Annotated in this window: 22 protein-coding genes; 8 read left to right on the forward strand and 14 right to left on the reverse strand. The window is 63.8% G+C overall.

Annotated features, from left to right (window positions below):
• Positions 1-815 precede the first annotated feature (815 nt).
• Positions 816-1,412, forward strand: a complete 597-nt coding sequence (locus C479_RS00500; protein WP_007696321.1) for a DUF7344 domain-containing protein — start codon at positions 816-818, stop codon at positions 1,410-1,412.
• Between the two features lie 204 nt (positions 1,413-1,616).
• Here the strand turns inward: C479_RS00500 and C479_RS00505 are convergent, their stop codons facing one another.
• From C479_RS00505 to C479_RS00520, 4 genes are all read right to left on the reverse strand, one after another.
• Positions 1,617-3,143, reverse strand: a complete 1,527-nt coding sequence (locus tag C479_RS00505; protein ID WP_007696322.1) for a hypothetical protein — start codon at positions 3,141-3,143, stop codon at positions 1,617-1,619.
• Between the two features lie 397 nt (positions 3,144-3,540).
• On the reverse strand, positions 3,541-4,560 hold the full coding sequence (locus tag C479_RS00510; RefSeq protein WP_007696324.1) for a hypothetical protein: 1,020 nt from the start codon (positions 4,558-4,560) through the stop codon (positions 3,541-3,543).
• Positions 4,561-4,850: 290 nt separating this feature from the next.
• Positions 4,851-5,780, reverse strand: a complete 930-nt coding sequence (locus C479_RS00515; RefSeq protein WP_007696325.1) for a hypothetical protein — start codon at positions 5,778-5,780, stop codon at positions 4,851-4,853.
• 284 nt (positions 5,781-6,064) lie between these two features.
• The gene (locus C479_RS00520) at positions 6,065-7,873 is read right to left on the reverse strand and encodes a hypothetical protein (protein ID WP_007696327.1); all 1,809 of its coding nucleotides are present in this window, start codon (positions 7,871-7,873) and stop codon (positions 6,065-6,067) included.
• A 307-nt stretch (positions 7,874-8,180) separates the two neighbouring features.
• Here C479_RS00520 and C479_RS00525 point away from each other — a divergent pair, with 307 nt between their 5' ends.
• Positions 8,181-9,491 carry a hypothetical protein gene (locus tag C479_RS00525; protein WP_007696328.1) on the forward strand — a complete coding sequence of 437 codons (1,311 nt, stop codon included), beginning with the start codon at positions 8,181-8,183 and terminating at the stop codon, positions 9,489-9,491.
• Positions 9,492-9,640: 149 nt separating this feature from the next.
• Here C479_RS00525 and C479_RS00530 read toward each other — a convergent pair whose 3' ends face one another.
• Complete coding sequence (locus C479_RS00530) at positions 9,641-11,233, reverse strand: alkaline phosphatase family protein (RefSeq protein WP_007696330.1); 1,593 nt, start codon at positions 11,231-11,233, stop codon at positions 9,641-9,643.
• A gap of 276 nt (positions 11,234-11,509) precedes the next feature.
• Between C479_RS00530 and C479_RS00535 the strand changes: the two genes are divergently transcribed.
• Positions 11,510-12,460 (forward strand): polysaccharide deacetylase family protein, encoded by a 951-nt coding sequence (locus C479_RS00535; protein ID WP_007696332.1) that lies wholly within the window; start codon positions 11,510-11,512, stop codon positions 12,458-12,460.
• A 116-nt stretch (positions 12,461-12,576) separates the two neighbouring features.
• Here C479_RS00535 and C479_RS00540 read toward each other — a convergent pair whose 3' ends face one another.
• Positions 12,577-13,548, reverse strand: coding sequence for a glycosyltransferase family 4 protein (locus C479_RS00540; protein WP_007696334.1), 972 nt, complete (start codon positions 13,546-13,548; stop codon positions 12,577-12,579).
• Between the two features lie 210 nt (positions 13,549-13,758).
• Here C479_RS00540 and C479_RS00545 point away from each other — a divergent pair, with 210 nt between their 5' ends.
• Positions 13,759-14,004: a hypothetical protein gene (locus C479_RS00545; protein WP_007696336.1), complete on the forward strand. Its 246-nt coding sequence runs from the start codon at positions 13,759-13,761 to the stop codon at positions 14,002-14,004.
• Positions 14,005-14,326: 322 nt separating this feature from the next.
• On the opposite strand, the gene C479_RS00550 is transcribed toward C479_RS00545, so the two are convergent.
• The 4 genes from C479_RS00550 to C479_RS00565 form a co-directional block, all read right to left on the reverse strand.
• Complete coding sequence (locus C479_RS00550) at positions 14,327-15,751, reverse strand: nucleotide sugar dehydrogenase (protein WP_007696338.1); 1,425 nt, start codon at positions 15,749-15,751, stop codon at positions 14,327-14,329.
• An 8-nt stretch (positions 15,752-15,759) separates the two neighbouring features.
• Positions 15,760-16,761, reverse strand: coding sequence for a Gfo/Idh/MocA family protein (locus C479_RS00555; RefSeq protein ID WP_007696339.1), 1,002 nt, complete (start codon positions 16,759-16,761; stop codon positions 15,760-15,762).
• A gap of 102 nt (positions 16,762-16,863) precedes the next feature.
• On the reverse strand, positions 16,864-17,970 hold the full coding sequence (locus C479_RS00560) for a DegT/DnrJ/EryC1/StrS family aminotransferase (protein ID WP_007696341.1): 1,107 nt from the start codon (positions 17,968-17,970) through the stop codon (positions 16,864-16,866).
• 7 nt (positions 17,971-17,977) lie between these two features.
• The gene (locus tag C479_RS00565) at positions 17,978-18,553 is read right to left on the reverse strand and encodes an acyltransferase (protein ID WP_007696343.1); all 576 of its coding nucleotides are present in this window, start codon (positions 18,551-18,553) and stop codon (positions 17,978-17,980) included.
• A 403-nt stretch (positions 18,554-18,956) separates the two neighbouring features.
• On the opposite strand from C479_RS00565, the gene C479_RS00570 reads away from it, so the two are divergent.
• Positions 18,957-19,475, forward strand: a complete 519-nt coding sequence (locus tag C479_RS00570) for a DUF7344 domain-containing protein (RefSeq protein WP_007696345.1) — start codon at positions 18,957-18,959, stop codon at positions 19,473-19,475.
• An 875-nt stretch (positions 19,476-20,350) separates the two neighbouring features.
• Here the strand turns inward: C479_RS00570 and C479_RS00575 are convergent.
• Positions 20,351-21,379, reverse strand: a complete 1,029-nt coding sequence (locus tag C479_RS00575; RefSeq protein WP_049906987.1) for a DUF1616 domain-containing protein — start codon at positions 21,377-21,379, stop codon at positions 20,351-20,353.
• Positions 21,380-21,644: 265 nt separating this feature from the next.
• Positions 21,645-21,989, reverse strand: a complete 345-nt coding sequence (locus C479_RS00580; protein WP_007696348.1) for a winged helix-turn-helix domain-containing protein — start codon at positions 21,987-21,989, stop codon at positions 21,645-21,647.
• Between the two features lie 562 nt (positions 21,990-22,551).
• On the opposite strand from C479_RS00580, the gene C479_RS16340 reads away from it, so the two are divergent.
• Entirely contained in the window at positions 22,552-22,722 is a 171-nt protein-coding gene (locus tag C479_RS16340) for a DUF7563 family protein (RefSeq protein WP_449271807.1), read from the forward strand.
• 327 nt (positions 22,723-23,049) lie between these two features.
• Complete coding sequence (locus C479_RS00590; RefSeq protein ID WP_007696352.1) at positions 23,050-23,592, forward strand: DUF7344 domain-containing protein; 543 nt, start codon at positions 23,050-23,052, stop codon at positions 23,590-23,592.
• A gap of 8 nt (positions 23,593-23,600) precedes the next feature.
• Here the strand turns inward: C479_RS00590 and C479_RS00595 are convergent, their stop codons facing one another.
• Complete coding sequence (locus tag C479_RS00595) at positions 23,601-24,089, reverse strand: helix-turn-helix transcriptional regulator (protein ID WP_007696354.1); 489 nt, start codon at positions 24,087-24,089, stop codon at positions 23,601-23,603.
• A gap of 232 nt (positions 24,090-24,321) precedes the next feature.
• Positions 24,322-24,693, reverse strand: coding sequence for a hypothetical protein (locus tag C479_RS00605; RefSeq protein ID WP_007696356.1), 372 nt, complete (start codon positions 24,691-24,693; stop codon positions 24,322-24,324).
• Between the two features lie 278 nt (positions 24,694-24,971).
• Between C479_RS00605 and allB the strand changes: the two genes are divergently transcribed.
• Positions 24,972-26,345 carry an allantoinase AllB gene (allB, locus tag C479_RS00610; RefSeq protein ID WP_007696358.1) on the forward strand — a complete coding sequence of 458 codons (1,374 nt, stop codon included), beginning with the start codon at positions 24,972-24,974 and terminating at the stop codon, positions 26,343-26,345.
• The last annotated feature ends 66 nt before the right edge of the window (positions 26,346-26,411 follow it).

Here is a 26,411-nt window from a genome sequence, read left to right on the forward strand (position 1 = left end):
CTCCCGGTCAGTACTACCCTGGGGTGTCTTATCAGTCAGGTGCCCACTGGGCGACCTATTGGCCAGCTGGACACCGGATACCTCTCCGGTCGAGCCACCGCTTAGACGTGCGAGGCAGCGGTGACTGTCTAACGTATGAACGAGCGACTCGCAGGTGGGCTGTACACCGCCTCGACGGTCGACGTACCCGGATACGGCCTGGCCGATCGGTTTACCTGTTCGTAACCGGGACGGGGCTGGGACGAACGTTACTGTGATGCGTTCGGCTGCTCGACCATCACTCGAACGAGCACCACTGTGACACTGTTTCGAGCGTCCGGTCCGTCGGTGCGCTGGAGTAAGGGCGGGTTTCGGTGAGCGGTCTCTGCGCACGCTTTTGGGGACCCGTCCCGTCCGCTCGACGCGATGCGTCCCTCCCCTCGGTACAGTCTACTCGCTGGAACGGCGTCGACGCCTGGGTTCGTGCAGGTGCCGAATACGCCACCGTTACCGTCTTTGGCGACTGATTTCGCCACCATCCGCCGCCGATTGGGCCTCGCTACGTCGTCGGGACGGCCGCCGACAACACTTACGTTATTGGAACTTGACACTCAGATCGATCGCGATCAATCGGGCCATAGACGTTTGCAAACGGTGCAAAACGTGGGGGTGTTTAAGAGTGTCACCGTTGGGATACCAGTTGGTGTGTCATACGTGAATCTGATCGGTAGCCCGAGGGAATCGACGAGCAACACGAGCGGCTCTTCTACCCCGGCCGACCCCGGACCGACAGCATCGAACGAGTACGACCGCCATCGAGACGAGGGTCGGAGGTAATGTCGTCCGTCGATACATCGCTGCCGGAGGAAATCACGTCGGTTACCGAAGATACGAGTGCCGATGGCCTCTCGAAGGACGTCATTTTCGAACTACTAAAGAACCGGCGCAGACGCGAAGTGTTGACCTACCTCTTGGATTGTGACGAGACCGTCACGCTCTCGGAACTGGCCGAACAGATCGCCGCCTGGGAGAACGACACCACGGTCAATCAGCTCAACTCCGACCAGCGAAAGCGCGTCTACGTCGCCCTCTACCAGACGCACCTGCCGAAGATGGACGACGCCGGTATCATCGAGTACGATCAGGATCGTGGGCTGATCGAACTGTCGGACAACGCGGACCTGCTGGTGATGTACCTCGATACGGAGTCACATAAGCACGATCGGTGGGATCGGTGGTACGCGGCGCTGAGCGTCGTCGGACTCGTCGTGTTACTCGCCGGCTTCCTCGAGTTGCCGCTCGTCGGCGCCGTCTCTATGCCACTGCTCTCCGCGCTGGTCGTCGGGGCGTTTTGTTGTCTCACGGCGCTTCACGTCGTCTTCAACCAGCGGTTGCAGCGCCACGTGGACGGCAAACTTTCCCGCATCGAGTGAGTCCGCCTGCAACTGTCCCTTCCACCTGTTGAGTCCGACCGACGGGACCTTTTTGTCCATTGAAATCCTACGTGCAAATGGCTCCCGTCGACAGTATCGGTCCGGTCCAGTTCGCGTGCCAGCTTGCTGTTCCGGTGCGGGAGCCAATTTCTCTCGTGACCGGTAACGCCGATTTCTCGTCAGAAGCGAAGACGCTGTCGAGGACTACTCGAAGCGTTTGTGATCGACGGATTCGCCGTCGATAGCGAGCGTCCTGACCGCGGTCCGACCCTGGTGTGGGCTGATGTCCAGCGAGGTAATGTCACCGGTGTACTCCCAGACGGTGCGCGCTTCGTCGGACCCGGAGAGCCACCACTCCGCCCAGTCGTCGCCGTAGGCCTCACCCTCGGTGAGCCACTGTGCGTGGGCGGCGGCCGGTTCGATCTCGCCGTCGATCTCGACTCGATAGTCGAACTGGCCGGCAAGTTCGAGGGTGTGTGTACTCGGCGTGACGTACTTGTCGTGGTCGAGTTCGTCACCGTTCACGGCCAGTGTCCGAACGCTCGTAGTGCCGTCGTACTCGGTCACTTCCAGCGAGGTGATGTCCCCGGTGTACTCCCAGACGGTGCGTGCCTCGTCGGACCCGGAGAGCCACCACTCCGCCCAGTCGTCGCCGTAGGCCTCACCCTCGGTGAGCCACTGCGCGTGGGCGGCGGCCGGTTCGATCTCGCCGTCGACTTCGATCCGGTAGCTGAACTGGCCGCTCAACTCGATCCGATTCGTCGTCTGTACTTGCGTTCGACCACCGGCAGCCGCTTCCCTGGCACTAGTAGGGCAGCCGTCCGGCAGTCGACTCCCGTCGGGATTCGTTCCGTTCCCTTGCTGCAGGTCGACGGTGGATCCGTTGGCCTCGCGGATCCCGCCGTGGAACGCCGTACTGTATTGCGTATCGGACACCGCGACGTGCGTCCCGCTGCCGTTCGCGCCGGCGGCGATGGCGTAGTGCCGACCGTTCATGTCGAGATCGCAGTCACGCACCTCGACGGTGCCGGGCGCCCACGCCCAGATACCGCGGCCGTCCTTGTGACGGTCGTCGTTGAGCGCGACGCAGTTCTCGACGGTACCCTTCGCGAGGCGGTAGTGAGCCACCCAGGAGTTCGCCGAGTAGCAATTTCGGAGTTCGACCGTGCCGTTGTTGCCCGGCGCGGAGCAGTAGAACGAGTTGTCGCCCATCTCCTGGATGTTCACCCGGTCGATGACGAGGTGGCCGGAGTGTTCGGGCGATACCCACAGTCCCAGCCCGTGGCGGTGTCCCGCGCTCGCGCCGTCGCCGAGGTAGACGTTCTCGATAACCGACGTTCCGCCACCGGTGTCGGACGCCCCAATAATTCCCGTCGGTGGACTGTCCATCCGACCCTCGAACCCGACGTTGCGAACCGTCGTATTGGGGGCGTGACAATCGATCGTCGCCGATGCCCCGTCGGCCGTGACGTCGATGAGGACGTTTTCCAGTGTCTCGCCCGCGCCGACGCGGAGGACCTCGTGCGAGCCAGCGTCGACCTCGACGACGTCGTACGATGCGGCGTTCGCGCGACCGGCTGCGCTGGCGATCGCAGCCCCGCCGACGGCAGCCCCTGCGAGCTGTAGATAGGATCTGCGATGCAGTAAGCCGGTGTTACTAGTCGCCGATTCGGCTGTTCCGTCTTCAGCGTTCGCTTGCCCGTTGTCGCTTTCCGGAGGTTCGCGTGCCATAGCCGGGTAACGAAAGGATACCGGCATAAACTTTCTTGTATCTGTGTCTGTAAAATACTGTGAGTCTCACGGTATCCTGACTGTTTATCGGGATGCGTATCGGGCTGATATCGCTGGCCAGAGGAAACTCCGCCCGCTGCAGCGCACGCGCTGGTATCGATCGAGACCGAGGCTGGTTCGCCTCCCAGATTCGAGAAGCGGCGTAAAACTTCGAAGCGAGGAACGGTACGGCACAGTCCCGTATACAGGTGGTGTTACGGAGGGGGAGCAATCACCGCCGTGCGAATCGAACGGGCCTCGGTCAGCCCTGTGAGCCAGGGACCGTCGCCACTGGCTCGGTCCGCGCTCGCTTCGGCCGGCGTTCTCCTCCCCACCGGTGAACCAGCGAAGGAGGGATTCAGACGGTCCAGAAATCCCAGTCGGACAGCCAGCCATCGGTGCTCGACTCGTCGGTATCGCTCGTAGCCGATTCGTTTCCCCGTGCTGTCCGCCCGGACGCCGCTTCGGCGGCACCGGTCGGGCAGCCGTCCGGGATCCGACTTCCGTCAGGATCGTCGGTCTCGCCGTCTATCGAAATCGTCGAGCCGTTCGCCCGCTTCAATCCGCCGTGGAAACCGGTGTCGAACCGGACGTCGGTCCCCTCGATGGTCGTGGACGCCCCGTTCGCGCCGGCGGCGATGGCGTAGTGCCGACCGTTCATGTCGAGATCGCAGTCACGCACGTCGACGGTGCCGGGCGCCCACGCCCAGATACCGCGGCCGTCCTTGTGCCGGTCGTCGTTGAGCGCGACGCAGTTCTCGACGGTGCCCTTCGCGAGGCGGTAGTGAGCCACCCAGGAGTTCGCCGAGTAGCAATTTCGGAGTTCGACTGTGCCGCCACCCTTCGAGCCGGGCGCAGAGCAGTAGAACGAGTTGTCGCCCATCTCCTGGATGTTCACGCCGTCGATGACGAGGTGGCCGGAGTGTTCGGGCGATACCCACAGTCCCAGCCCGTGGCGGTGTCCCGCGCTCGCGCCGTCACCCAGGTAGACGTTCTCGACCGTCGACGTTCCGTTTTCAGGTTCGGTCACGCCCATGATCCCCGTCGGCGGGCTGTCCATTCGACCCTCGAACCCGACGTTGCGGATCGTCGTGTTCGGTTCGTGGGCATCGATTGTCGCCGACGCGCCGTCGGCCGTGACGTCGATTACGGTATTTTCGAGCGTCTCGCCGGCTCCGAGACTCACGACGCGGTGGTCTCCCGTACCGACGGTGATCGTCTCATATTCAGTCGCGCTGGCGACGCCGGTCGTACCGATGCCGACGACAGCAGCGCTAGTGGTGCCGATACCCTGGAGGTATCGTCGTCGCCCAAGGGGGTCGGATTCGGAGTTTGGTCGTCTCGACTTCTCGTTCTCGGTCTGACGTTCACGTGCCATGGCTGGTAACGAGACAATACCGTCATAAACTTTCTCGTATTCTTCTCATAATAGTTCCAGAAAGTCAATCATTAGAGTTGATAACGTTGGATACGTTCGTCGAATGTCGGGGAAATATTCTAATTAAGCAGGATGTGGTCATTACCTCGCCCCGTCAGGAGTAATCGACTGTTATCGTGGATTCGCTTCGTGCCGTCGAAGGGATGAGCGGAAGTACCAGCTGTTGGGACCGGCAAAATCCTCAAAAACGGCGACGGACTGGACGTTGGGGGCGAGCGTCGGTCGTGCGGTTACTGCCCGGCTGCGGCTTCGGTCGGTGATTCGGGACACGACTCGGGACAGACGTCTTCGGGTCGTCGATCGGCTTCGTCGACGACGTCAATCGTGCCGCCGTCGACCTCCTTGAGGCCGCCATGGTAGTCGGTCGAGAAGGCCGTATTCGACAGTTCGACGGTAGAGCCGGAGCCATTCGCACCGCATGCGACGGCGTAGTGGCGGCCGTTCATGACGAGGTTGCAGTCGCGCACCTCGACGGAGCCGGGTGACCACGCCCAGACACCGCGACCGTCTTTGTGCTGCTCGTCGTTCACGGCGACGCAGTTCTCGACCGTCCCCTCGGCCAGTCTGAAGTGCGAGACCCAGGAGTTGGCCGAGTAACTGTTCCGAATGTCGACGGTCCCGCCACCCTTCGAGCCGGGCGCAGAGCAGTAGAACGAGTTGTCGCCCATCTCCTGGATGTTCACGCCGTCGATGTCGAGGTGGCCCGAGTGGTCGGGTGCCACCCAGATGCCGAGACCGATCCGGTGACCGTCGCTGGCACCATCGCCGAGGTAGACGTTCTCGATCGTGGAGGTGTTGCCACCGGTATCGGCGACACCGAAGACGGCTTCCTTCCTGTCGACGCGGCCTTGGACACCGATATTTCGGACGGTCCAGTCAGTGCCCATCGCGCTGATCGTCACGTGCGTATCCGGCGCGGTGCAGTCGTACAGGACGTTCTCCAGGGTCTCTCCATCGCCGACAGTGACCGTTTTCCGCTCTCCCGCAGCCAGGGTAACCGTGTCGTACTCGCTGTCGTCTGCGGCCGCCGACCCGGCGACACCGGTCGCAGCGGCGGTTACGCCGGCAGCGACGGTACCGACGAAACTGCGTCGGGTAAGTCGTGATTTCGCGTCGGTGTCTGGTTCGGGGGACTCGTGAGAGCGGGGGTAATCTGTCATACACTCCCGTAACAGGACGTTTAATACATAAACTTTTCTATGGAACTAATGTCTGGTCCGGTGAGTGTCCGCCTCACGACTCACTCACTCCCGATTTGTTCTCACATCGTTCGACGAGTCACCGATCTAACCGAAGGAGCGAGCAAACAGGAGTGGATTCGCCACAACGTGACTGTCGAGGTAATACCTCGAGAGCGAACGACGATCGAATCGGTCACCAGCTGAAGGCCGATCCCCCATCGAAGTGGAACCGAATCCCGCCGAGGCGAAAACCGTTCCCCGTCTCACCGGAACCGGTCGCTGCCGCTCGCCACCTCGTAGAGGACGAACTCGCCGTTCGAGACGTACCGGGAGGACCCGTCGTACGATTCGAGTCGCTCGTACGCGCCCGGGTCGTAGTTGAGACCGCGGTAGAGATCGTGTTCGCGGACGGTGTCGAACGAACTCACGGCCAGAAAGTAGGGATCTTCGTCCGCGTAGGCGTACTGATAGTCCCCACCGTTGAACTCGTCGGCGTCGATCACGCCGGTTCCCGACCCGACGATGCCCGCCCGTTCGGGCGGGGCCCCCTCGACGCCGTAGAGGGCGTGATTGAACCGGTAGGTCGTGTAGCCGTACCCGGCGTAGGGCTGGTCGGTTCCGTTCGTGATCGCCGTTTCGTAGCCGTGGTAGGTTCCCTCGGAGACGTGCTGGGTGGGACTGTAGATGAAGGGTGAGGCGAAGACCGTCGCCAGCGCGAGGACGAGGCAGGCTCCGAGAACGACGGCGACGAGACCCGTCGAGAGGCCACGTGTGACGTACTGACCACTCCAGCCGACGAACCCGGCGATCGCGATCGCCCCGAGGATCGTCAGGACGACGGCGATGAAGCCGACCTGCCTGAACGCCATGGTCGACGTACCGAGGAAATAGACGGCGAACATCGCACCGAGGGGAACGAGGGCTCCACCGAGGTACGTCGCGGCCGTGCGCGTTCTGGGCCTGGCGTGGCTTCGACCGAGCCAGACGATCAGGAGGTACCCGCCGACAATCAGTCCGATTAGCCCGCTCACCAGGAACAGCTTCGCGAACAACTCGGGAATGCTCCCGCCGATCTCGGTGAGCGAGGCTCGTCGCTGGCCGACCGTGTCGTCGCCGCCGACGTCGGTCGTCGCGAGGCCGTACGCCAACCCGATGACGGCCTCCCGAAAGCGCTCGTTCGCGAGCACCCAGACGGAAAACGCGCCAACCAGCACGGCCGTGTGGGCCGTCGTCGTCGGGTGTTCGAGGATCGGGTGATCGTCAGTCGAGCGACGTCTGAGCAGGACCTGGATCGCGGCGATGGTGGCGAGGATGACGATCGCACTGGCCAGTTGTTGTGGATGGACGAGCAAGAGACCGAGTCCAACGAGCACGACCAGCGCTCCGTATGGGGAACCGAGAACCGGGAGGGAAGTCGGTCCACGTCGGTAGAGGTACGCGACGACGGCGAAGAGGAAGACGGGGACGAGAAAGAGTGCGTTCGTGTTGCTGTGTGCGCCCATGTGCGTCGAGACGTTGTTCACCGGGAGCACGAACCACGAGAGGATCGCTGCGATGCCGACGGCCTGCGGACGGTCGGTAATCGCGTCGACGGTTAGTGGGACGAACAGAACGAACGGGACGAACAACACGACGACAGCGATCAGGAGTGCCTGCGAGAGGTCGAATCCGCCCACGGTGGACAATCCCGTCGCGAGACTGTGCAACCCCGGATAGAACAGGTCGTGTGGGGCCATCGCTCCCGACTGGATGTCTCGCGTCCAGCCGAGATGCGTCAGCCCGTCGCCCATCCCGATGAACGTGTAGCCCCGGATGAGCGGCAGGCAGACGATCGTGGTGACCGCGAGGCCGCCGAGGCCGATCCCGAGCGCCTGGTGGATGCCCCGATGGGTCAACGCCGTCGGGACGGCGACAACGAACGCCAGCCCGAGACAGAGCCAGGTGAGTGTTGGCGTCGCCGCGTACAGCGAGGGCTCGTATCCGGTCGCCGGTTGCAGTCGGCCGGCGACGATGGCGATGGCCACGGCGACGAATCCGACGGCGATCCACCCGTTGGCGAGCGTCTTACGCATCGATCGCTTCCCCCGTCGGCCACCAGTTGAGGACGACTCTCGGAACTCCTGTACGAGAAGCGACGACGGCGGCCGGAACCCGCGGTCCAAATTCGTCTCGGCCCCTGCCGCGTTCCGCCGTCGGCGCTCGCGAATCGACGCGAGCCCGGTCGACAGCCTGGGTCATCGGTCTGGACGAATTCACCTCGGTCGTTTGTTATCCAGCCGCTACTCTCAGCGGCCGAGGTTTGGGTTTCGCGCCGTGTGCGACGCGCCAGCGGGGTTTTTGGCGTCGTCGTCGTGTCCCTCCGTGGTGTTTCTCCCCGACATGCCAGCTTTCAGCGTCGATGCGATCCGGGCTGACGGAACCGACTTAGAGTGTACGGTGAGCGCGACCGGCGGACTCTCTCGATTTCTTTCGGGCGACCCGTTCCGGGTGTCCTACGACCGACCGATCGACGACGTTCCCCGATCGGTCCTGATCATCCCCGTCCTCTCTCAGCTCTGTCCGGTCGCGTGGGCTCGCGGCGGCGACGTACGGGCACCCGTCGTCGACCAGCGCTTCGCTCGGTCGCTCGCAGCCGTTCGCGACGCACTCGGCGACATGCACTCGTTCATAGCGGGCGGGCAGCTCCGCGCACCGCGGCGGCGGACTGAGGTGCCGGACCGGACCGATGGGAGCGGACTGCTCTTCACCGGCGGTGTCGACTCGACGGCGTCGTACGTCCGCCACCGCGACGAAGCGCCGACGCTCGTGAGTATTCGTGGGTGGACTATCACCCCCGACGCGGCGGACGATCACAAGTGGGACGTGTTGCGTGCGCGGGTCAACTCGTTCGCCAAACCGCGCGATCTGGAGACGGCATTCGTCGAGTCGAACATGCTCCGCTTTCTCGATCACCCGATGTTACTGGCCCACTACAAGCGCCACGTCGACGGTGCGTGGTACAGTTCGGTCGGGCACGGGCTGGGTCTCACTGGTTTGTGTGCACCGCTCGCGTACGCGAGCGGGATCGGCGACCTCTACGTCGCGGCGACACACTGGGAGGGGATCGATCTCGCCTGGGGTTCGCGCCCCGACATCGACGGGCACGTTCGCTGGGCAGGGGTTGAGTGCCACCACGACGGCTACGAACTCACGCGGCAGGAGCGACTCGACCTGCTCGCGACGTACGCCGAGGAATCACCCCACGAACTCGAACTCCAGACCTGCAACGACCGGCTCGACGGTAACTGTGGCCGGTGCGAGAAGTGCTACCGAACGGCGATCGGTCTTCGGCTCGCTGGGCTCGATCCGATCGACCACGGCTATCGCTTCACCGACACCGATTACCGGACCGTCAGGGAATCATTCGAGCGGGGCCACTGGGTCCTCGGAATCGACGAGCGCCACATGTGGGCCGACATTCGCGATCGAGCGCGTGAGACGACACCGCGTTCTCAGGCCGAACGCGCCTTCTTCGCGTGGCTCGATTCCGTGGACCTGGACGAACTCGTCGACTCGTCTCGGCCACCCCTCTCTCATCGCGTGCTCAGAGCGGGCGCCCGAGCCATGCCGACCGGTGTCTATCGTCGACTGTATCCACTCTGGAGCGAGGCGACGACGATTCGGCGTCGGCTGGCCCAGGGACGGAATTGACCTGGCACTGGTCGCCGCGCTGGTGACCACTCTGACTCGACGGTCCGTTGATAGTCTGTTCGACACGACGAGCCAGCGGTAGTACGACGGACTCGACGAGCCATTCCAGTGTAATCGACTGGACGATCTGACCCCCTGTTGAGCCTCGGTTACTCCATGTACCCGAGCCCTTTGAGACGGGTCTCGACGTCCGAGAAATCGTCGTCGACCGAGTTGTCGTGTTCGCGCACGTTCACGGTCCGTCGCCGGACCTTCGTGGTCGCCGGCGGAGAGTCGGTCTCGAACGCGTCGAAGAGGACGCGGCCGTCGGCACTCGCCGGGACTGGCTCGTCGAGTCCGTGCAAAAGTGTGGGGGAGACGTCGACCACACGAGCGCCCCGCAGCGTCGCGCCAGACTCGATGTCCGGCCCGCGACAGCACATGATGCCGGTGCGTTCGTGACTGGCCGCCGTCGAGCCGGTGTCGCCGAACGGTTCGTCGACGATGGCGTTGCGCGTCTCGTATCCTGGCTTCCCGTTGACCACGAGGTCGGGGGAGTGATCGTCGGTCGGAAACAGTTCGTCACCGTCGAACACGGACAGGACCTGCTCGTCGGTTACCGGATCGGTGACGGACTCGAACAGGTCGGTCACCTCCGATTTGAGGCCGGGGACGTCGCGAGGATCCACGGTTCCGTGGGCGAATCGTTCGGTGTCGTTGACGTAGAGGTTGCCGGCGTCGTGGACGAACGCGGTCGTCTCGGGGTAGGAGACGTCGTAAAGGGCGTGATCACCGGGGATCGACTCGGCGACCGAGTCGACGATTCCCCGTGGCAGGGTCGTCGCGAGCCGTTCTTCGGAGAGCCCGACGCGTGCGAGCACGTTCGTCACGCGATCGCGCGTGATACCGAGTTTCGAGAGCGCCCCTCTGGTTCCCTCGTCGTCGCGCCGCGTGAGGTAGCCGGCCTCCTCTAACAGATAGTTGACGTAGACGAGCGTCTCGATCTCCCCGAAGCCGTGATCCGAGACGACGAAGAGGTTCGCGTCTCGCTCGTCCGTGTACGCCATCACGTCACCGAGTATCGAGTCGAGTTTCCGGTAGTGCTCGCGAAGCCGATCCTCGTCCCAGACGAGGTGCTGGAAGCGGTCCGGTGCCGTGAAGACGAAAAAACACAGTCGCCAGTCCGGCGTTCGGTCGAGCAAGAGATCCAGCAATGCGCGTCTGTCGGCGAGAAGGTCGTCGATGGCGGATTCGAACGCCTCGAGGTCGTCTGCGTACTCCGGATACTCGAGGCTGATTCGATAGGAGGGAATCGCGTCCTCGATCTCGTCGGCCAGCGAGTCGGGATGCGTGTAGTCGGTTTCAGTCGACGGCGTCATCATGCCGCCGACGACACTGCCGTCGAGTTCGTCCGGCGGATAGGTCAGCGGGACGTTGCCGACGATCGACGGAGAGAGCTGGTGCCAGAGCCGGGGCTGCGTGATGTCCTGGCTCGTGTACATCCGATGCGTGTACTCGGACGAGAGCTTCTGAAACCCGTACACGCCGTGTTTGTCCGGCCAGACGCCGGTCGCGATCGACGGCCACGCCAGCGGCGTCGTCGGCGGTCGGGTACTGTCGAGTGGTCCCGACGCACCTTCCTCGCGGAGTCTGGCGAAATTCGGGAGCGTGCCGTCCTCGCTCCATCGCTCGATAAACCGCCACGGGACGCCGTCGAGGCCGAGCACGAACGCGCGCTCGGCCCCTGTTGTCGATCCTGACATATGGTTCCTCGAGACACCTGCTACCGCCTGCGTTGGCACCCGGTCGGCTTTGTTAAGGAGTATCTGCACACGCCCACCGTGAAGCGGGCTGGGAGGATGGTTCGATACCTGGCGTCGTACCGGGCTTGCAGGCGATCTCGGCGACGTTCGCCCTCGATACTGTCCTGGTCCGGTCTCCGCTTCCCGTTCGGCGGGCCTACCGTTCACACGACGGCCATAACAAACGGGCTCCTCGTGGGTGGGTAGGTATGCTCACTCGGTTCGAGGTGATCGGACGTGGGTAGCGTCGTCATCTCCATCGATGCGGAGCTCGGCTGGGGGTTCCACGACCTCGACCGTGTGCCACGTCACCGGGTCGAGAACGCCCGCTGGGGCTGGGAGTCGACCCATACGATCCTGGATCGGTACGAGGTTCCGGCTACCTGGGCGATCGTCGGCCACCTGCTGTTGTCGGAGTGTGACGGCCGTCACGACGACCACCCGACACCACCCGACTGGTTCGAGCGTGAACGCAATGGGTGGGCCGATCGGGACGATCTCAGGTTCGCGCCCGAGCTCGTCGAACGGCTGGTCGACTCGCCGGTCGATCACGAAATCGCGTCTCACTCGTTCTCGCACGTGTTGTTCGGTGCTCCCGGCACGTCCGCGGAGATCGCGCGTGATGAGTGTCGACGAGCGAAAGCGGTCGCTGCCGAGTGGGGACTTTCCCTCGATTCGTTCGTTTTCCCGCGTAACGAAGTCGGTCACCTCGAAATGCTCGCCGAGACAGGATTCACCGTCTATCGGGGGCGGACGTCGCTTCCTGAAGGTGCCTCGTCCGTGCTGGCGACGCTCGCACGCAACGAGTCGCTCCTCGTCGAACCCCGGATCGATTCTCACGGCCTGGTCGACGTACCGGCGTCGGTGTTCTGTTTCGGCTTCGAAGGGGCGCTTCGACGCGCCGCGGAACGCCTTTGGAACGATCCGATGGTCGAACTGGCACGGCGAGGAATCGACCAGGCGGCCGAGTCGGACGGCCTGTTCCACCTGTGGCTCCACCCGAACAACCTCACGGCGCCGGCGGACGCCGACCGACTCGAACGCATCGTCGAACACGTCGACCGCCGCCGATCGACCACGAATCTTCGTGTCGAGACGATGCGGCAGGTCGGCGATCGGACACGCTCGGCAGACACTCCTGTCGTGCAGGACGCCGCCGAGGCGTCGGCGTCGATCACCCGTCTGTAGCGTATTGTCGGCGTCCGTCACGCAGCGGTACTGGGGTATGTTACCCGCGGTACAGATGGTCGATGTGAGTCACGCACAGTACTACAATGTCGGCGGGGGTAACGCTGCTGTCGCAGCTACTGAGTTCGTTGCACCGGCGATTCCGCGCTCGCAGTCGCAGACTTGTGTCGGCCCAGCGCCCGTTCGTAGACCTGGCCCACGGCGTCTGTTGCTCGGTCGATGGACAGCGACGAGACGGCTTCGCGGCCGTTCGATCGAGCTCCCGACCGTAGGACGTCGACGAGTCCATGGACCAGCTCGGCGTCGTCATCGCTGACGACTGCCGGTTCGACGTCGGCGAGTCGCTGGGGGACGTCACCGACTGGCGTCGATACGACCGGGAGCGAACAGGCCATGGCTTCCTTGACGGCGTTCGGCGACCCCTCACTGTCGGAGGTGAGAAGCAGAGTGTCGGCAGCGGCCATGTACTGTGGCATCCGGTCGTGGGGAACGCCAGAGATCGTTCGGAGGCGGATCGGCTCGTCGGCGAGTCGATTCGCGCGCTGGACGATGCGTTTCGCGCGTGGGTAGTTCTTCACCGGCCGCGTCTTCGCGTAGGGAAAGAGGACGTCCGACCCGGAGTCCGTCCAGCCGACGCGCTGGCGTGCTCGCTCTCGATCAACGGGCCGAAACGTCGACAGGTCGATCCCGTCGGGTATCACGTGTGCGTCAGTAGCGAGCGCCGAGTCCATCGCCGCCGACATGACGATCACCTCGTCGGCGAAGCGAGCGGAGAGACGGCTGATCGGTGCGATGGATCCGTTGAGATCCGATCCCCACAGCGAGAGGACGACGGGACAGCGACGCTGGGCGAGTGCGATCGGCCCCAGCAACCCGTAATGTGCGTGAATCAGGTCGATCGAGGAATCGATCGCTGCGCGAACGATAGGGACGAATCGCAGATAGTCGACCGGGGAGCGTCCGTCAGCGCCGGTCGGGTCCCCCGGGACCGACCGCACGACGGATTCGACGCCACGGTCGCGGAGGGCGTCGAGCTGCTGGGTTAAAAACGGCGCCTCCGCGTTCGTCGTCAGCGTCAACACACGCATCGAGTGGTGCGTCGCGGTCGAGACGGTTTGTTAGCGAGCACTTGTTGTGTGGGAAGGGGGATGGTCGGTCGGCATGAACGGCCATCCTGTCGACGATACCGCTCAGTCCGCGCCGGGCCGGGGCGAGCGCCGGTCTGACTCACCTATCATTTGATGCCAATCCGAGAAACACTTATTGTACCGTTCGGTGAAGCGCCGTTCGACGCTGGTATGACACTCGTCGAATACATCACCGGCCTCCTCACCGGCCCACCGGGCGGCCCGCACAACGGCGATGCGTCGATCGGTGGTGGATCGGCGCCGGTCTCACCCCACCGCCAGCCCGAGAACCCCGACGAGGAGCCCCGGAACCTGGTCGTCTACGAGTGTCGTCGCTGCGGGACGACCGTCAGTGCGGAGGCGACTCGCTGTCCGTCCTGTGATCGACGGACGATCGCCGAGTACCCCGTCTCCTGACGATCGGATTCCTCGCCCCGCGGCGTCGACGGTCGCCTTTTCGCGGCGAGCACAGCGCCACGAGAACCTGACATGCGTCGAGCGGTGACCACGTACCGGTGCGTAAGTGGCGGATGGACGTCCGTACGCGGTTCCGAATGAATGCCCGTCGGCGGTTGGGCACGCGTGTCTGTACGCGGCTACGCGAAAAGTGAAAACCAGGTTATCTCGCGTTCCGGGTGCCAGCGGGTTCTGGTTCCGGGCGTCCCGCGGGTTTCGAGTGTTCTGGGCGTCCTGTGCGTTCCGGACGGACCGGGTCTTTCGGGCGTTCCAGCGTGATGGCTTACTGTGCGTCGACCTGGCCGAGAATCGAGCGATCCTGTGCGGTTGTGGACTCGTCCGGTGGCGTTCCCACTCCGAGCGTAACGACACGATGGTGGGTATTCTCGAGTGACAGTGCGTCTCGCGCGTCGACGAGAACGAGCGGGTCGATCGTCTTCCAGTCGATCCGGTCGAACGCCGTGTGAGGTGTCGTCAGGACGACCGCGTCCAGCGATGTCTCAGGGAGATCGTCGATCGTCACTCCTCGCATGCCGACCGACTCCGGATCGACGGAGGGATCGACACCGACGACCGAGGCGCCCCGCCGATCGAGTTCCGCCACCACGTCTATCGCCGGTGCGTTGCGAAGTTCCGGGACGCCGGCACGGTACGTGAGTCCGAGGACGGCGATCGAGGCGTCCCGAAGCTCGACGCCCGTCCGTTCGAGTTCGTGTTCGAGCCGATCGACGGTCACGATCGGCATCCCCTCGTTGACCGCTCGTGCGGTCGCCGTCAGCGGCGTTTCGGTCTCCACCCGATCCATGAGGAAGTGCGGATAGTTGGGGATGCAGTGACCGCCGACGCCGGGGCCGGGGTCGTGAATGTCACAGACCGGTAACTGGTTCGCGGTCTCGATCGCTTCCCTGACGGAGATGCCGAGGTCATCACACGTCGTCGCGAGTTCGTTCGCGAGCGCGATGTTGACGTCGCGGTAGATCCCCTCGAAGACCTTGACGGCTTCCGCGGTGGTGGCGTCGGCGACCGGCGTGACTCGATTGGACGTCACCTCCTCGTACAGGAGCGAGGCCGCCCTGGTGCTTTCGGCGTCGACCCCGCCGACGACCTTCGGGTAGGCACCGCGGATGTCCTGCAGGGCTCTCCCCGACGCCGTTCGCTCCGGACAGACGGCGACACCGAATTCGCCCCGGTGCAGTTCCGTCTCCGCCTCGAGTGTCGGCGTCACGACGTCGCGAGCCGTCCGGGGCGGGACCGTCGATTCCAGGACGACGAGATCACCGGGAGCCAGGCCGGTCGCGATGTCTGCCACGACGGCCTCGACGGTCGACAGATCGGGTTCGTCCCCGTCGCGGACGAGTGTCGGGACGATGATGACGTGGACCGCGGCTTCGGCAGCGGCGGCCGGCCCGTCCGTCGTCGCGTCCAACCGGCCGGTCTCGACCAGTTCGGCCACCAGCGGGGCCAGGCCGGGTTCCTCGACGTGACAATCGCCACTCGCGACGCAATCGACCACGTCGGGGTCGACGTCGACGCCGAGCACTCGCATCCCAGTATCTGCGAACACGGCGGCGAGTGGGAGCCCCATCTTTCCGAGTCCGTAGACGGCGACCGGGAGGCGGCCGCTGGTGAGCTCGTCGCGTCGGTCCGCTTCCGTACTGTCGTCGCGTCGATCCGACTCCGAGCCGTCGTCGTAGAGGCCCGAGACCATCGACTCACTCACCGGGTGGTCACCTCCAGGTCTGCCTCGCCCGTCACGAGTCGATCGATCTCGCGGACCGTCTCGAGGGCGCGCAATCCGTCGGCGGCCGTCACGTCTGGCGGCGAACCGGTCGTCGCCGCCTCGACGAACGACTCGAGTTCGACGCGCAACGGTTCCCGATTGTTGACCTCGGGTCGCTCGATCACGCTCTCGTGGCGGTAGCGTGTCCCGACCTCGCCGCTGACGAATTCGGGGAACGAGTCCCGATACAGGAGGACCGATTGATCGAGGTAGTCGATTTCGACCAGACAGTCGGCGGCCGTGATCGTCAGGCGGCGCACCTTGCGCTGGCTCACTCGACTCGCGGTCATCGTCGCGACGACGTCGCCGTATTCGAGCGTGGCCGTGGCGTGTTGGCCGTCCGCGGTCCCCGTCGCGGAGATCGTCGTCGTCGGCTCGTCGTCTACGAGGGACTGGACGACGTCGACGTCGTGGATCATCAGGTCGAGCGTGACCCGATCGGTCGCCGTGCGGTCGATCGGCGGGCCGAGTCGCTGGGCCTCGATGGCGATGATGTCGAGGTCTTCGACGAGCGATGCCGCGGTTCGAACGGCCGGGTTGAACCGTTCGACGTGCCCGACCTGGAGGACCAGTCCCCGTTCGTCAGCCAGCTGGGCCAGTTCGCGCCCTCGGTCGATACTGGCAGTGAGCGGTTTCTCCACGAGCACGTGGACGTTTTTGTCGAGGCAGCGACGTACGGTCTCGTAATGCGCCGCGGTGGGGACGGCGACCGAGACGAGGTCACAGGTGTCGAGGAGCGTCGACAGTGATCGGACCGTCGTCCCGTATTCGTCGGCGACGCAGGTGGCCAGTTCGTCGTCGAGATCGGTGATACCGGCAAGTTCGACACCTCTCGATTCGCTGTAGACGCGCACGTGGTTCTCGCCCATCGCACCGACGCCGACGACGCCGGCTCGTGGGGGTTTCGGGACGGGCGTCGGCGGTTCAGTGGTTGTCATTGGGAATTGGAGGGTGTGGGCGCTCGTCGCCGGTCGTATCGTCGTGGCCGTCACGGACCGTGTCGTCGTCGACCGGCCCCCGGGCGCGAGTGAATTGCTGGATCATCTCTCTTCGAAGTGCGTGGCGATGGCCGAGACGACGGCCCGCCGTGAGTCGTCGTCGAGCGACGGGTGGACCGGTATCGACAGGACTTCGTCGGCAGCCCGTTCCGTCTGTGGGAAGGTCCCAGCGGCCGTGTGGACGCCGTCGTAGGCCGGTTGTTCGTGAATGGGAGTACCGTAGTAGATGCCGGTATCGACACCCGCCGCCGCGAGGGACTGGGCGAGTGCGTCTCGATCTGGTGTCCGGATCGTGTACTGGTGGTAGACGTGGCGGGCCCCGGCCGGTTCTGTCGGCCGTTCGATCGGGCCGCGTGGCAGGTGTTCGTCGTAGTAGGCGGCGTGTGACCGTCGAGCGTCGTTGAGCGCCGGCAATCGGTCCAGTTGTCGCCGGCCGATCGCCGCCGCGATCGACGTCATGCGGAAGTTGTGCCCGAGTTCGACGTGGCCGTACGCCCGGTCACCGGTAGCCCGACCGTGATTACAGTAGCGCGCGATCCGATCGGCCACGGCCGTCGAATCCGTCGTCACCATGCCCCCCTCACCGGTCGTCATGTTCTTCGTCGGGTAAAACGAGAAGCAGGCGGCGTCGCCGAGTGACCCGACTGGCTCTCCGTTCAGGGAGGCGCCGTGGGCCTGACAGGCGTCTTCGACGACGAACAGGTCGTGTTCGTCCGCGATCGTGGTCACCTCGTCCATCGGGGCGGGACAGCCGTAGAGGTGGACCGGGAGGATTCCGACCACGTCGTCGCGTTCGTCACAGCACCGGCGAACGGCGTCCGGGTCCAGCGTGTAGGTCTCGGGGTCGATGTCGGCGAACACCGGTTGGGCTCCTGCGAGGCGGATCGCGTTCGCGCTCGCGACGAACGAGAACGGGCTCGTGACGACCGCGTCACCGCGTTCGACGCCGAACGCCCTCAGTGTCGCACACAATGCCGTCGTTCCGTTCGACGTCGCCACACCGTGTGAGACGTCACAGAAGTCGGCGAATTCGTCTTCGAACTGTCGGACTTCGGGACCGTCAGCCAGCTCCCCGCGTGCGAGCAGTGTCTCGACGCGATCGACGGCTGCCGGCCCGATGTCGGGATCTGCGAGTGGAATGTCGACCATGTATGGATCAGGCGAGCTGGTTCGGCCGATCGAGCTGCTCAGGAAGCGGTTCCGTCCGTGCTGGGGTGCCGATTGCGAGTGTCTCGGGCGGGACGTCTTCGGTCACGACCGAACCCGCGGCGACGAACGCACCCTCACCGATCGACACACCGGGGAGGATCGTCGCGTTCGCCCCGATCGACGCGCCGTCACCGATCGTCGGGCCGACGAGGTCGGTGTCCTGCCGGATGGGGTACTCGTCGTTGGTCATCACGGCCCCGGGACCGACGAAAACGTTCGAGCCAATCGTCGTCTCCGTGGGCACGTAGACCGCCGATTGAATACTCACGTCGGAGCCGATCTCCGTCCGGCCGTCGATCGTGGTCTGGGTCCCAACGAGGACGTCGTCACCGATCGTCGTCTCCTCCCTGATCAAAACGTGGTGGCCGGTGACGAACCGATCACCGATCGAGACGTCGTCGTAGACGATTGCCCCAGCCCTGATCGTGGCCTCGTCGCCGATCGTCGGTGGCTCGCCGTCACCGGCGCCGATCGATGCGTCGTCGTGTATGCGACAGTTTTTGCCGTGGATACGTTGCGTCACGTCTGGTCCCCTCGAGTCTGGTGTGATCGTGCTTCCATGGGTATCTCGACTGCTCAACTCGGTTGCAATCGACCGAACGAACCCGGTATCGAGGCTTTGTTAACACCAACCTGCACACGCTGTAGCCTCGATCTACAGGACGACCATCGGTCGAATTCCCCCGCCTCGCTGGCTCGCTGTCTACTCCACGCAGGAGCGCTGAACCCGTCGACTGTGGTGTAATCGCCACTCACATACGCTGTACCGTTCGGATTCGTGGTCCGTCACGGGTCCCGAACGGTACAATCGGCTTTCGACGGGGTAGCCGGGAGATAGTAAAGCCCGTTTCTACCCCATTACCGGTCGTGAGCTATCCGATACCCGCCGTCAGGGCTGCTGCCGGGACGGACGAGGGAGGTCACGGATGAGTACGAACGAACTCACGCAAGCGGAACTCTTCGACGTGTTCAGTAACGCTCGCCGGCGGATGGCTGTCAGGTACCTCACGGAGTGTAACGGGTCGTGTGACCTCACACCGCTCGTCGAGCAAGTCGCTGCCTGGGAGAACGGGCTCCCCCGGGCAGACGTCGATCGGGCACAGCGTCGGCGGGTCTACATCTCCCTCTATCAGACGCACTTGCCGATGCTCGAGGACCACGGCATCGTCGACTGGGATCCCGACGCACATCGTATCACGCTCCGTCACGACGGGCGCGTATTTACGCCGTATCTGGGACGCCGACCGGACGGGTCGTCGTGGCAACGGCCATATGCGCTCGCGGCCGTCGGCGCTGCAGCCGCCCTCTCCCTGGCTCTGTTGTCGGTTGGTCCCGTGACGGCCGCGATCGCCCCGTTCGTCGCCGTGGTTACCTGCGTCCTGTTCCTCGCCGTTGCACTCGTTCGTCGTCGTTCCGCGGTCGCTGTGTCGTCGACCGGACGGTGACTCCCGACGGCTCGATCGGCGGTCCCTTGCCGGCGCCCTTTTTCCTCACACGTCGTCGGCTGGTGTTCACCCAGGATTCACTTCCTTGGCGGTTGCTGAAGAATACGGGACAGCCGACGCCATTCGGGAACGAGACGGACCATGTTGGGCACGACTCCCGGCCCGACTGAACGGTTCTGAAAATGTCGTTGGCAGCGTTTGTGACCGTACGCACGCCGCGGGGGACGTGTGGACTCTAGGGGCTGAGTGAAGTGATGGATTCTCCGGGTGCGAAGTCGAGGCGTCTTCGGTTCAGGACCGATCGCAATTGCAGTACGTGGAAATCCCGCTCAGGACCGGTTGGCGGAATCTGTTCACGCTCGACTGGGTGGATGGACACCGTCTACGGTCGTGCTGTGCTGCCAGTCGTCGATCTCCTCCCGATCTGGCCGATCACATTCTTCGACCCGTCGCGTCCGTGTGCTGTCCGATAGGCTGATCGATCCGCGTATCGCCGGAAACAACCCCGGGAATTCCCCGTAACGGCCGGTGCAACCGTTACCGTGACACCGCTGGTAATAGATCCATCCCCTTCCCTACGACGATCGCTCGACGGACGCTGCGGCCTGTCCGTCGGTGGTCGGTGTGCGGTTGTGCAGGACGGATGCCATCGAGTGTCCAGTCGCTACGGAGCCAACGTCTTCGAGAGAACGAGTAAGTGAGATCCGCTTCGGTGAGCGAGCCGTACTGCCAAGGAATCACTGATCACGGTGTCGAAGAATCCCGTAGAATCAGCCCGGCTGATCCACACAGGCCACTACGGATGGCCCAGCCAGTGGACAGCTCCCGACGAACCGTCTCGGCCCGGCCCAACCCCGCTACGTGGGCGAGTCGTCTCAGCCGACGACGATGGTGTCGTCGCCGTCCGGATCGTCGGTGACGTGCGTGTGGAAGTACACGTAGTCGTCAGCGTTCTCCATTGACGGGGTAGTCGGAACGGTCCCGTCGTCGGTTTCGTACAGGAGCGCGACCACGCGGACAGTCTCGTCGAGTCCGACCCCAGGGACGAGCGTCGTAGTGCGTCGTTCGCGCTCCCCTGCTCCGACGTCGTACTGCAACCGCGAGACCTCGGTTCGATTCGTCGGCTCCCCAGTCGTGACCGTCTGTTCCTGGACGACGACGGTGTACTCCTGTGCCTGGCGGTGTTCGTTGGATAGTTCGATGGTGATCGGGATCGAACTATCTGGTTCGACCGCCTCGGGAACCGCCCCGATCTCGGCCGAGCCGTTCTCGTCTTCGCCGTAGAGTGCGATCTCGGTGTACGAGCCACCAGCGACCGGTGTGACGATGGCGTACGTCAGTGCGCCGCCCGCGAGGGCGACCGCGGCGACGAGCACGAGGACGGAGGCAGTCACGTACCGGCTGTCCCCACTATCGAGCAGTTGTCCCGTCCAGTAGTCGGGTCTGAGGGTGAACCGCTTCGAGACTGGAACCCTGAACCGACGCCACATTCCGACGATCGCACTCACAGCAGTGATCGTGGCGATCGCGGTGGTCGTCGGCACGGTGGTGATGGGGCCCGGCCGGATCCCGAGCCCGAGTATCGTGATCGCGACCACGACGATTGACAGCCCGAGTGCGAGGCCGAGTCGCTCGGCGGTGGTGATCCCACGGGATCGACCGCGACCAGTGCCCGTTTCACCGACTTGCCTCGCAGCGGCCGGAAAGAGTACGGCCCCGAGCGCGTACCCGGGCAGGACGGTGAGCAATGGAAGCGAGACGATCATTCTGAGTCGACTTCCGGCCGGGAGGGTCGTCACGGCGTACCAGCAACAGATCACGAGTCCCGTACAGGCGAGCAGGTCGATCGGATACCGACGACCGAGACTCACTCCGCTCCCGGGCGTTTCGGTATGCGAACTCACTGGACCCACTCACGGCGGCCGTGATGACCCGGTTTCTTCGCCACCCACTGCCGGCGTGTACGAACCCTTCGGACCATTGTCTGTCCGTCCCAACGCCTCGTCCGTGGTTTGTTATGGCTGGGATACCCCTCTCTGCTGGAAGCGACTCTTGCACGTCGTACGCTGAGTGGCCAGGGGGGAGAATTCGAAACGCCCTCTCAACTGGTTCTGCCCTACGACGTGAGCACCGGGAAAAGGGACGTCACGTCCGCGTACAGGGAGCCCGTCACTCCGCGTCGACGTGTTCCATCCGAATGCCATCGGGGTCGAAGCGAATATCGAGCCCTTCGACCAGCGCACGGTACGCCGTCGTATGTGAGCCGCCACGTTCGAAGCGAATGCACTCCTCGACCAGATCGTTCTCTAGCAGGTCGTTGATCCGTCGGTAGACGGTCGCTGAGGAACAATCGGTTCGGTCTGTCAACTCCTTTGCCGTCTTCGGCCCGTCCTGGACGGCGAGGAGGATCGTTCGTGAGCACTGATTACCGAGCACTTCGAGCTGTGCTTCGGCATCGTGCGTGGCGTGGTCGGTCTCGGTCTGGTGGCTGTGGCGAGTCGTTTCGCTCGACATGGTTAGCGGACACTTCGTGTGGAACGGGGTCGTTTCGACGCCGAAAGGGGCGTGACCGAACGGTTGCCGAACGGGTCGCGTCGGTGACGGACCATCTACGAGTCACTGTCGGGATCGATGTATTTGATAACTGACGACGTTACACCGATAAATATCAACGTTCGTTCCAGTAATCTCACGTTACGCCCGCGTATCGTCGGGTATCACCACGAACGCGGAGAGCAACAATGGCTTACGCGAGGGGCGGGTGAAACGATCAGTGTAGAACGCCGATAAAGTCGGCCAAACTGTCTCACGTTGCGAACGGTTGCAACCAACTTTCACGCTCGATGTGCGTCGATTTCGGCCGACTTGATGGGTAAATGGTTGGTTTACCGGCCCAGATGAGCGAATTATCGGGTGAACGGACTGGCGACTTTAATCGGGTCCCGTCTCCTGAGTGTGGATACCGTCGGAACGAGCACCCATCGGGGTCGGGCGCTCGTTTCGAATGGGCCAGACGGGGCCTCGCCGCCGTCTCACGGTGATCATCATGGACTCAATGGAACAAGACTGGACGCCGATGGAATCGTCGGGAACGGGAACGCGCTGTCGAAAGTGCGGAACGCACGTCACCCAACAGTTTGCCCGGGTGTTCGGCGACAATGGTGACGTCGTTCACGGGTGCCCGGACTGTACCACCTACCGCGAGATGCAATCCGGTCACCACCTCCCGGGAAGCGAACGTCGCTAACTCCGCTCGGAGGTGGCCATCCACCGTATCTCACACTGATGACGGTCGTTTCTGGCAACTGAGCAAACTAGCTTCGTAACCGCGAAGGCCGGGTCCGAGTGGTCGCCCCTGCCTGGCTGGTTTGATTCCCGATCTGGAGACCGGTGGCAACTGGCCTTTTGTCGCTCCGCCAGATCCGAATATAGCGCCTTCGAACCCATTTTCATCGAATTATATAATGGGGTAAACACATTTCACTACGTTAAAGGGACCGTTTCCCGTAGGTGTCCATATCAATGACCGCCGCCGAAGGGACGGTGACGATAGACGATGTCGGGAGGATCGAACATGTCGACGCACGCTGACCCGGACGGTGCCCTCGCCGAGAGTGACATCTTTCACATCCTGGGGAACGATCGTCGACGCGAGATCCTCTCCGTACTTGCCACTGAGGAGGGCCGGATAGCCGTCTCCGATATCGCGCAGACCGTCGCGGCCCGCGAAGCGGCAACCGACGACTCCGTTCCGAACAATCTCTACAAGAGTGTTTACGTCTCGTTACAGCAAACCCACCTCCCACAACTCGAAGCTGACGGAATCGTCGTCTACGACACGGACGCAAAGACGATCCAGCCGGGCCCGCACTTCGATCGCGTTCGGACGCACATCGACGAATCGAACGCGCTCGAAACGACGGCGTTACACGCGACGATCGCACTCTCGCTGGGTGGGCTCGCGCTGGTCACGTTGAGCGTACTCGGGGCACCGCTCGTTACGCGCGTTCCCCCGATCTCCCTGGCATCGTTCGCGCTGGCGCTCGTGGCCGTGGGTGGTGGCGTCGCCGTCGCGGCGGACGGTTCACTCGCCGATTTCCGGTTCCGTGGGCGGTGAGGCGACGATTACTCGTCTTTCGTGCGCGAGGCGGCGGGTTCTGACCCTGGTCGACAGATCAGGTTTTCGCGGCCGAGCCGGAGCTTGGTTATCTCACGTTCCGCTTCGAGATCCGCCACGACGCGGCTGACCTTTGCCTTCGACCAGTCGACCGATTCGACAATTTCGGCCTGCTTGATCCGACCGCCGTTTTCCGCGAGTAGTTTGAGGACGTATTCGTGGTCCGTGAGCGGCGGCTCGGGCGCTGGTGGTGACTGCTGGTCGCTGTCGGATGCTGTGAGGCGCGTCCGGACGATGGAACCGAGCAGGGCGAGCCCTACCACGCCAAGTGCGAGCCCGATGAGTACGACGACGCGATCGACAGTGAGCGGGCCCACGACGGGTACGTCGTCGATCGGCGCGTTCGCCCGGACCCAGGCAACGTCGGCGAGGTCGAGTAGGCCATCGGGGCGGGCGGTGAACGGCCGCGTACTCAGGGGTGCGTTTTCAGCGAACATGGCTAGCGACGTGCCGAGGGGGCGGCTGGATAGTCAGTCGCCAGCAGGTCACTAAGCCTTTGTTCAGCGAGTCGTGTGATATTCGATCGTCTTCGTTTCGGACCGGCCGGGCGAGCGATGGCCGCGACACCGCCGGTGGCCGTGGTCCTCTCGACGAGCACGCAACTATCCATGGCCTCGGATCGTGTGGGGGTCCACGTTCGGTGTCCGGCGTCGTCCACGTCCATCGTCGTTACGTGCCTGGGACGCCCACGGCGTCGAAACCGGTCACGCCGATGACGGCGAGTACGTAGAGTACGACGAGGACGGAAACCCAGGCCAGCAGCGTGATCGCAGCTGCCTGTATCCAGCCACCGGGATACCGCCAGTTGACCACGGCCAGGTACGACAGGAGGACCAGGGCTGGCCCGAGGAGGGGAATCCAGCCGAGGAACAGGCCAACGACGCCCCAGATGATTGCGCCGATCAACGCAGTGACGATCGCGTAGGTGTAGTCCTCGACGTCGACGACGACTTTCGCGCCCAGGTAAATCCCGAGCGCACCGATCAACAGGCTGACGGCGAAAACGATGAGTGAATCGATGGCGACGAGTGATTCTGTCATGTGACCGACGACGCCACCACCATCGTTAGTTATCGATCACGTACACGATACTGGTTTCGACGCCGTACGCCGTAACGAAATCTCGCGATACGTCGGTGTCTAATACAGTTCAGGCAAGAACGAGATACTTCACCCAACGGGACACTGGGCCGAACTGTGTGAGCGGGGCGTTGAGTTGTGGCAGTCGCTACCGAAACGGACAGTGTGACACTCGCGCTGTCAGCGGGCGAGGTCCAAGCTTCAGAAGGTACTTTGTGGATCGGCGGGAAGCGACAGCCATGTCTGTGGATCTCGTCGTCAAGAACGGACGACTGCTCACGTCCGACGGTCTCGTCGCCGATGCGGGCGTCGCCATCGACGACGGCATTATCGTCGCCACCGGTCGAACGGCCCAGCTCCCGGCGGGGGATCGGACGCTCGACGTCGATGGAGACGTGATCGCTCCCGGCGTCGTCGACTGTCACATCCACAACCGCGAACCGGGGCTCGAGTACAAGGAGGACTGGGAATCGGCGACCCGGGCGGCAGCAGCCGGTGGCGTCACGACGGTTGTTGGGATGCCGAACACGGAACCGATAATCGACCGCCCCGCCCACCTCGAACGCAAGTTCGAGACGGGTGAGCAGGGCGCCCACGTCGACTTCCAGAGTTATGCCGTCGTCACGTCCGAGAACCTCGACCAAATTTCAGGGCTCGACGAAGCGGGTGCGATCGGGTTCAAGATCTTTCTCGGATCGACGGTCGGTGACGTTCCCGCCCCGACGGACGGCGAGATTCTGGCGGCGATGGAGCGGATCCGATCGACCGGCAAACGCCTCGGATTTCACGAGGAAAACGGGGAGATAATCGACCACTACGAGGCGGCCTATCGAGAGGCGGGCAAGAACGACCCGATCCACCACGCTCGCTCTCGCCCCGTCATCGCCGAGCGGGAAGCGATCGAACGGATGATCACATTCGCCGAGGAGACTGGCGCGTCTATTCACATGTTCCACGTCTCCTCCGGCTCGGGTGCCGAAGCCGTCGCTCGCGGCCGGGAACGCGGGGTCGACGTCACTGCCGAGACCACGCCACACTACCTCTGGTTCACCGAGGACGTTCTTCGAGAACAGGGCAACGTCGCCAGGATTCAGCCGCCAATACGCGACGCCGAGCAGCGAGATCGACTGTGGCGGGCGTTCGACGCCGGTGTGATCGATTGTGTCGCGACCGATCACGCACCCCACACTGACGAGGAGAAGCTCGTCGACGACCCATTCGGCAATACGTGGGACGCCATTTCCGGGTTCGTCGGGCTGGAAACTGAGGTCCCAGTGATGCTCTCGTTTGTCGACGACGGGCGCCTCTCACTGACCGAGTGGGCCTACCGGCACTCGACCCGTCCGGCACAGGTCTGGGGAATGTACCCGCAGAAGGGCTCGCTCCGTGTTGGGACGGACGCCGACCTTACGATCGTCGATCCTGATCACGAGTGGACGCTCACCGATCGAGCGGAACTTCACTCGAAGAACACCGTCACGCCGTTCGAGGGGGAATCCTTCGTCGGTAGAGCAACGGCGACGATCGTTCGGGGTGAGGTCGTCTACGAGGACGGAACGGTGACCGGTGAGCCGGGCTACGGAACGCGCGTCGACGTCGACGAGACCGAGTAACTGCCTCCGCTATCGAGTGACCGTTCTTGAAGCCATCTCGAAGTCTATTCGATATCGGCACCCACC

The sequence above is a fragment of the Halovivax asiaticus JCM 14624 genome (genome assembly GCF_000337515.1).
In the GTDB taxonomy this organism is placed as follows: domain Archaea; phylum Halobacteriota; class Halobacteria; order Halobacteriales; family Natrialbaceae; genus Halovivax; species Halovivax asiaticus.

What these genes read in the sequence shown, in the direction of transcription:
- C479_RS00525 (WP_007696328.1), top strand. Translation starts at nt 8,181, where the DNA reads ATGCCAGCTTTCAGCGTCGATGCGATCCGGGCTGACGGAACCGACTTA.
- C479_RS00520 (WP_007696327.1), bottom strand. Translation starts at nt 7,873, where the DNA reads ATGCGTAAGACGCTCGCCAACGGGTGGATCGCCGTCGGATTCGTCGCC.
- C479_RS00515 (WP_007696325.1), bottom strand. Translation starts at nt 5,780, where the DNA reads ATGACAGATTACCCCCGCTCTCACGAGTCCCCCGAACCAGACACCGAC.
- C479_RS16340 (WP_449271807.1), top strand. Translation starts at nt 22,552, where the DNA reads ATGGAATCGTCGGGAACGGGAACGCGCTGTCGAAAGTGCGGAACGCAC.
- C479_RS00505 (WP_007696322.1), bottom strand. Translation starts at nt 3,143, where the DNA reads ATGGCACGCGAACCTCCGGAAAGCGACAACGGGCAAGCGAACGCTGAA.
- allB (WP_007696358.1), top strand. Translation starts at nt 24,972, where the DNA reads ATGTCTGTGGATCTCGTCGTCAAGAACGGACGACTGCTCACGTCCGAC.
- C479_RS00530 (WP_007696330.1), bottom strand. Translation starts at nt 11,233, where the DNA reads ATGTCAGGATCGACAACAGGGGCCGAGCGCGCGTTCGTGCTCGGCCTC.
- C479_RS00540 (WP_007696334.1), bottom strand. Translation starts at nt 13,548, where the DNA reads ATGCGTGTGTTGACGCTGACGACGAACGCGGAGGCGCCGTTTTTAACC.
- C479_RS00545 (WP_007696336.1), top strand. Translation starts at nt 13,759, where the DNA reads ATGACACTCGTCGAATACATCACCGGCCTCCTCACCGGCCCACCGGGC.
- C479_RS00570 (WP_007696345.1), top strand. Translation starts at nt 18,957, where the DNA reads ATGAGTACGAACGAACTCACGCAAGCGGAACTCTTCGACGTGTTCAGT.
- C479_RS00510 (WP_007696324.1), bottom strand. Translation starts at nt 4,560, where the DNA reads ATGGCACGTGAACGTCAGACCGAGAACGAGAAGTCGAGACGACCAAAC.
- C479_RS00605 (WP_007696356.1), bottom strand. Translation starts at nt 24,693, where the DNA reads ATGACAGAATCACTCGTCGCCATCGATTCACTCATCGTTTTCGCCGTC.
- C479_RS00560 (WP_007696341.1), bottom strand. Translation starts at nt 17,970, where the DNA reads ATGGTCGACATTCCACTCGCAGATCCCGACATCGGGCCGGCAGCCGTC.
- C479_RS00555 (WP_007696339.1), bottom strand. Translation starts at nt 16,761, where the DNA reads ATGACAACCACTGAACCGCCGACGCCCGTCCCGAAACCCCCACGAGCC.
- C479_RS00550 (WP_007696338.1), bottom strand. Translation starts at nt 15,751, where the DNA reads ATGGTCTCGGGCCTCTACGACGACGGCTCGGAGTCGGATCGACGCGAC.
- C479_RS00580 (WP_007696348.1), bottom strand. Translation starts at nt 21,989, where the DNA reads ATGTCGAGCGAAACGACTCGCCACAGCCACCAGACCGAGACCGACCAC.
- C479_RS00595 (WP_007696354.1), bottom strand. Translation starts at nt 24,089, where the DNA reads ATGTTCGCTGAAAACGCACCCCTGAGTACGCGGCCGTTCACCGCCCGC.
- C479_RS00500 (WP_007696321.1), top strand. Translation starts at nt 816, where the DNA reads ATGTCGTCCGTCGATACATCGCTGCCGGAGGAAATCACGTCGGTTACC.
- C479_RS00590 (WP_007696352.1), top strand. Translation starts at nt 23,050, where the DNA reads ATGTCGACGCACGCTGACCCGGACGGTGCCCTCGCCGAGAGTGACATC.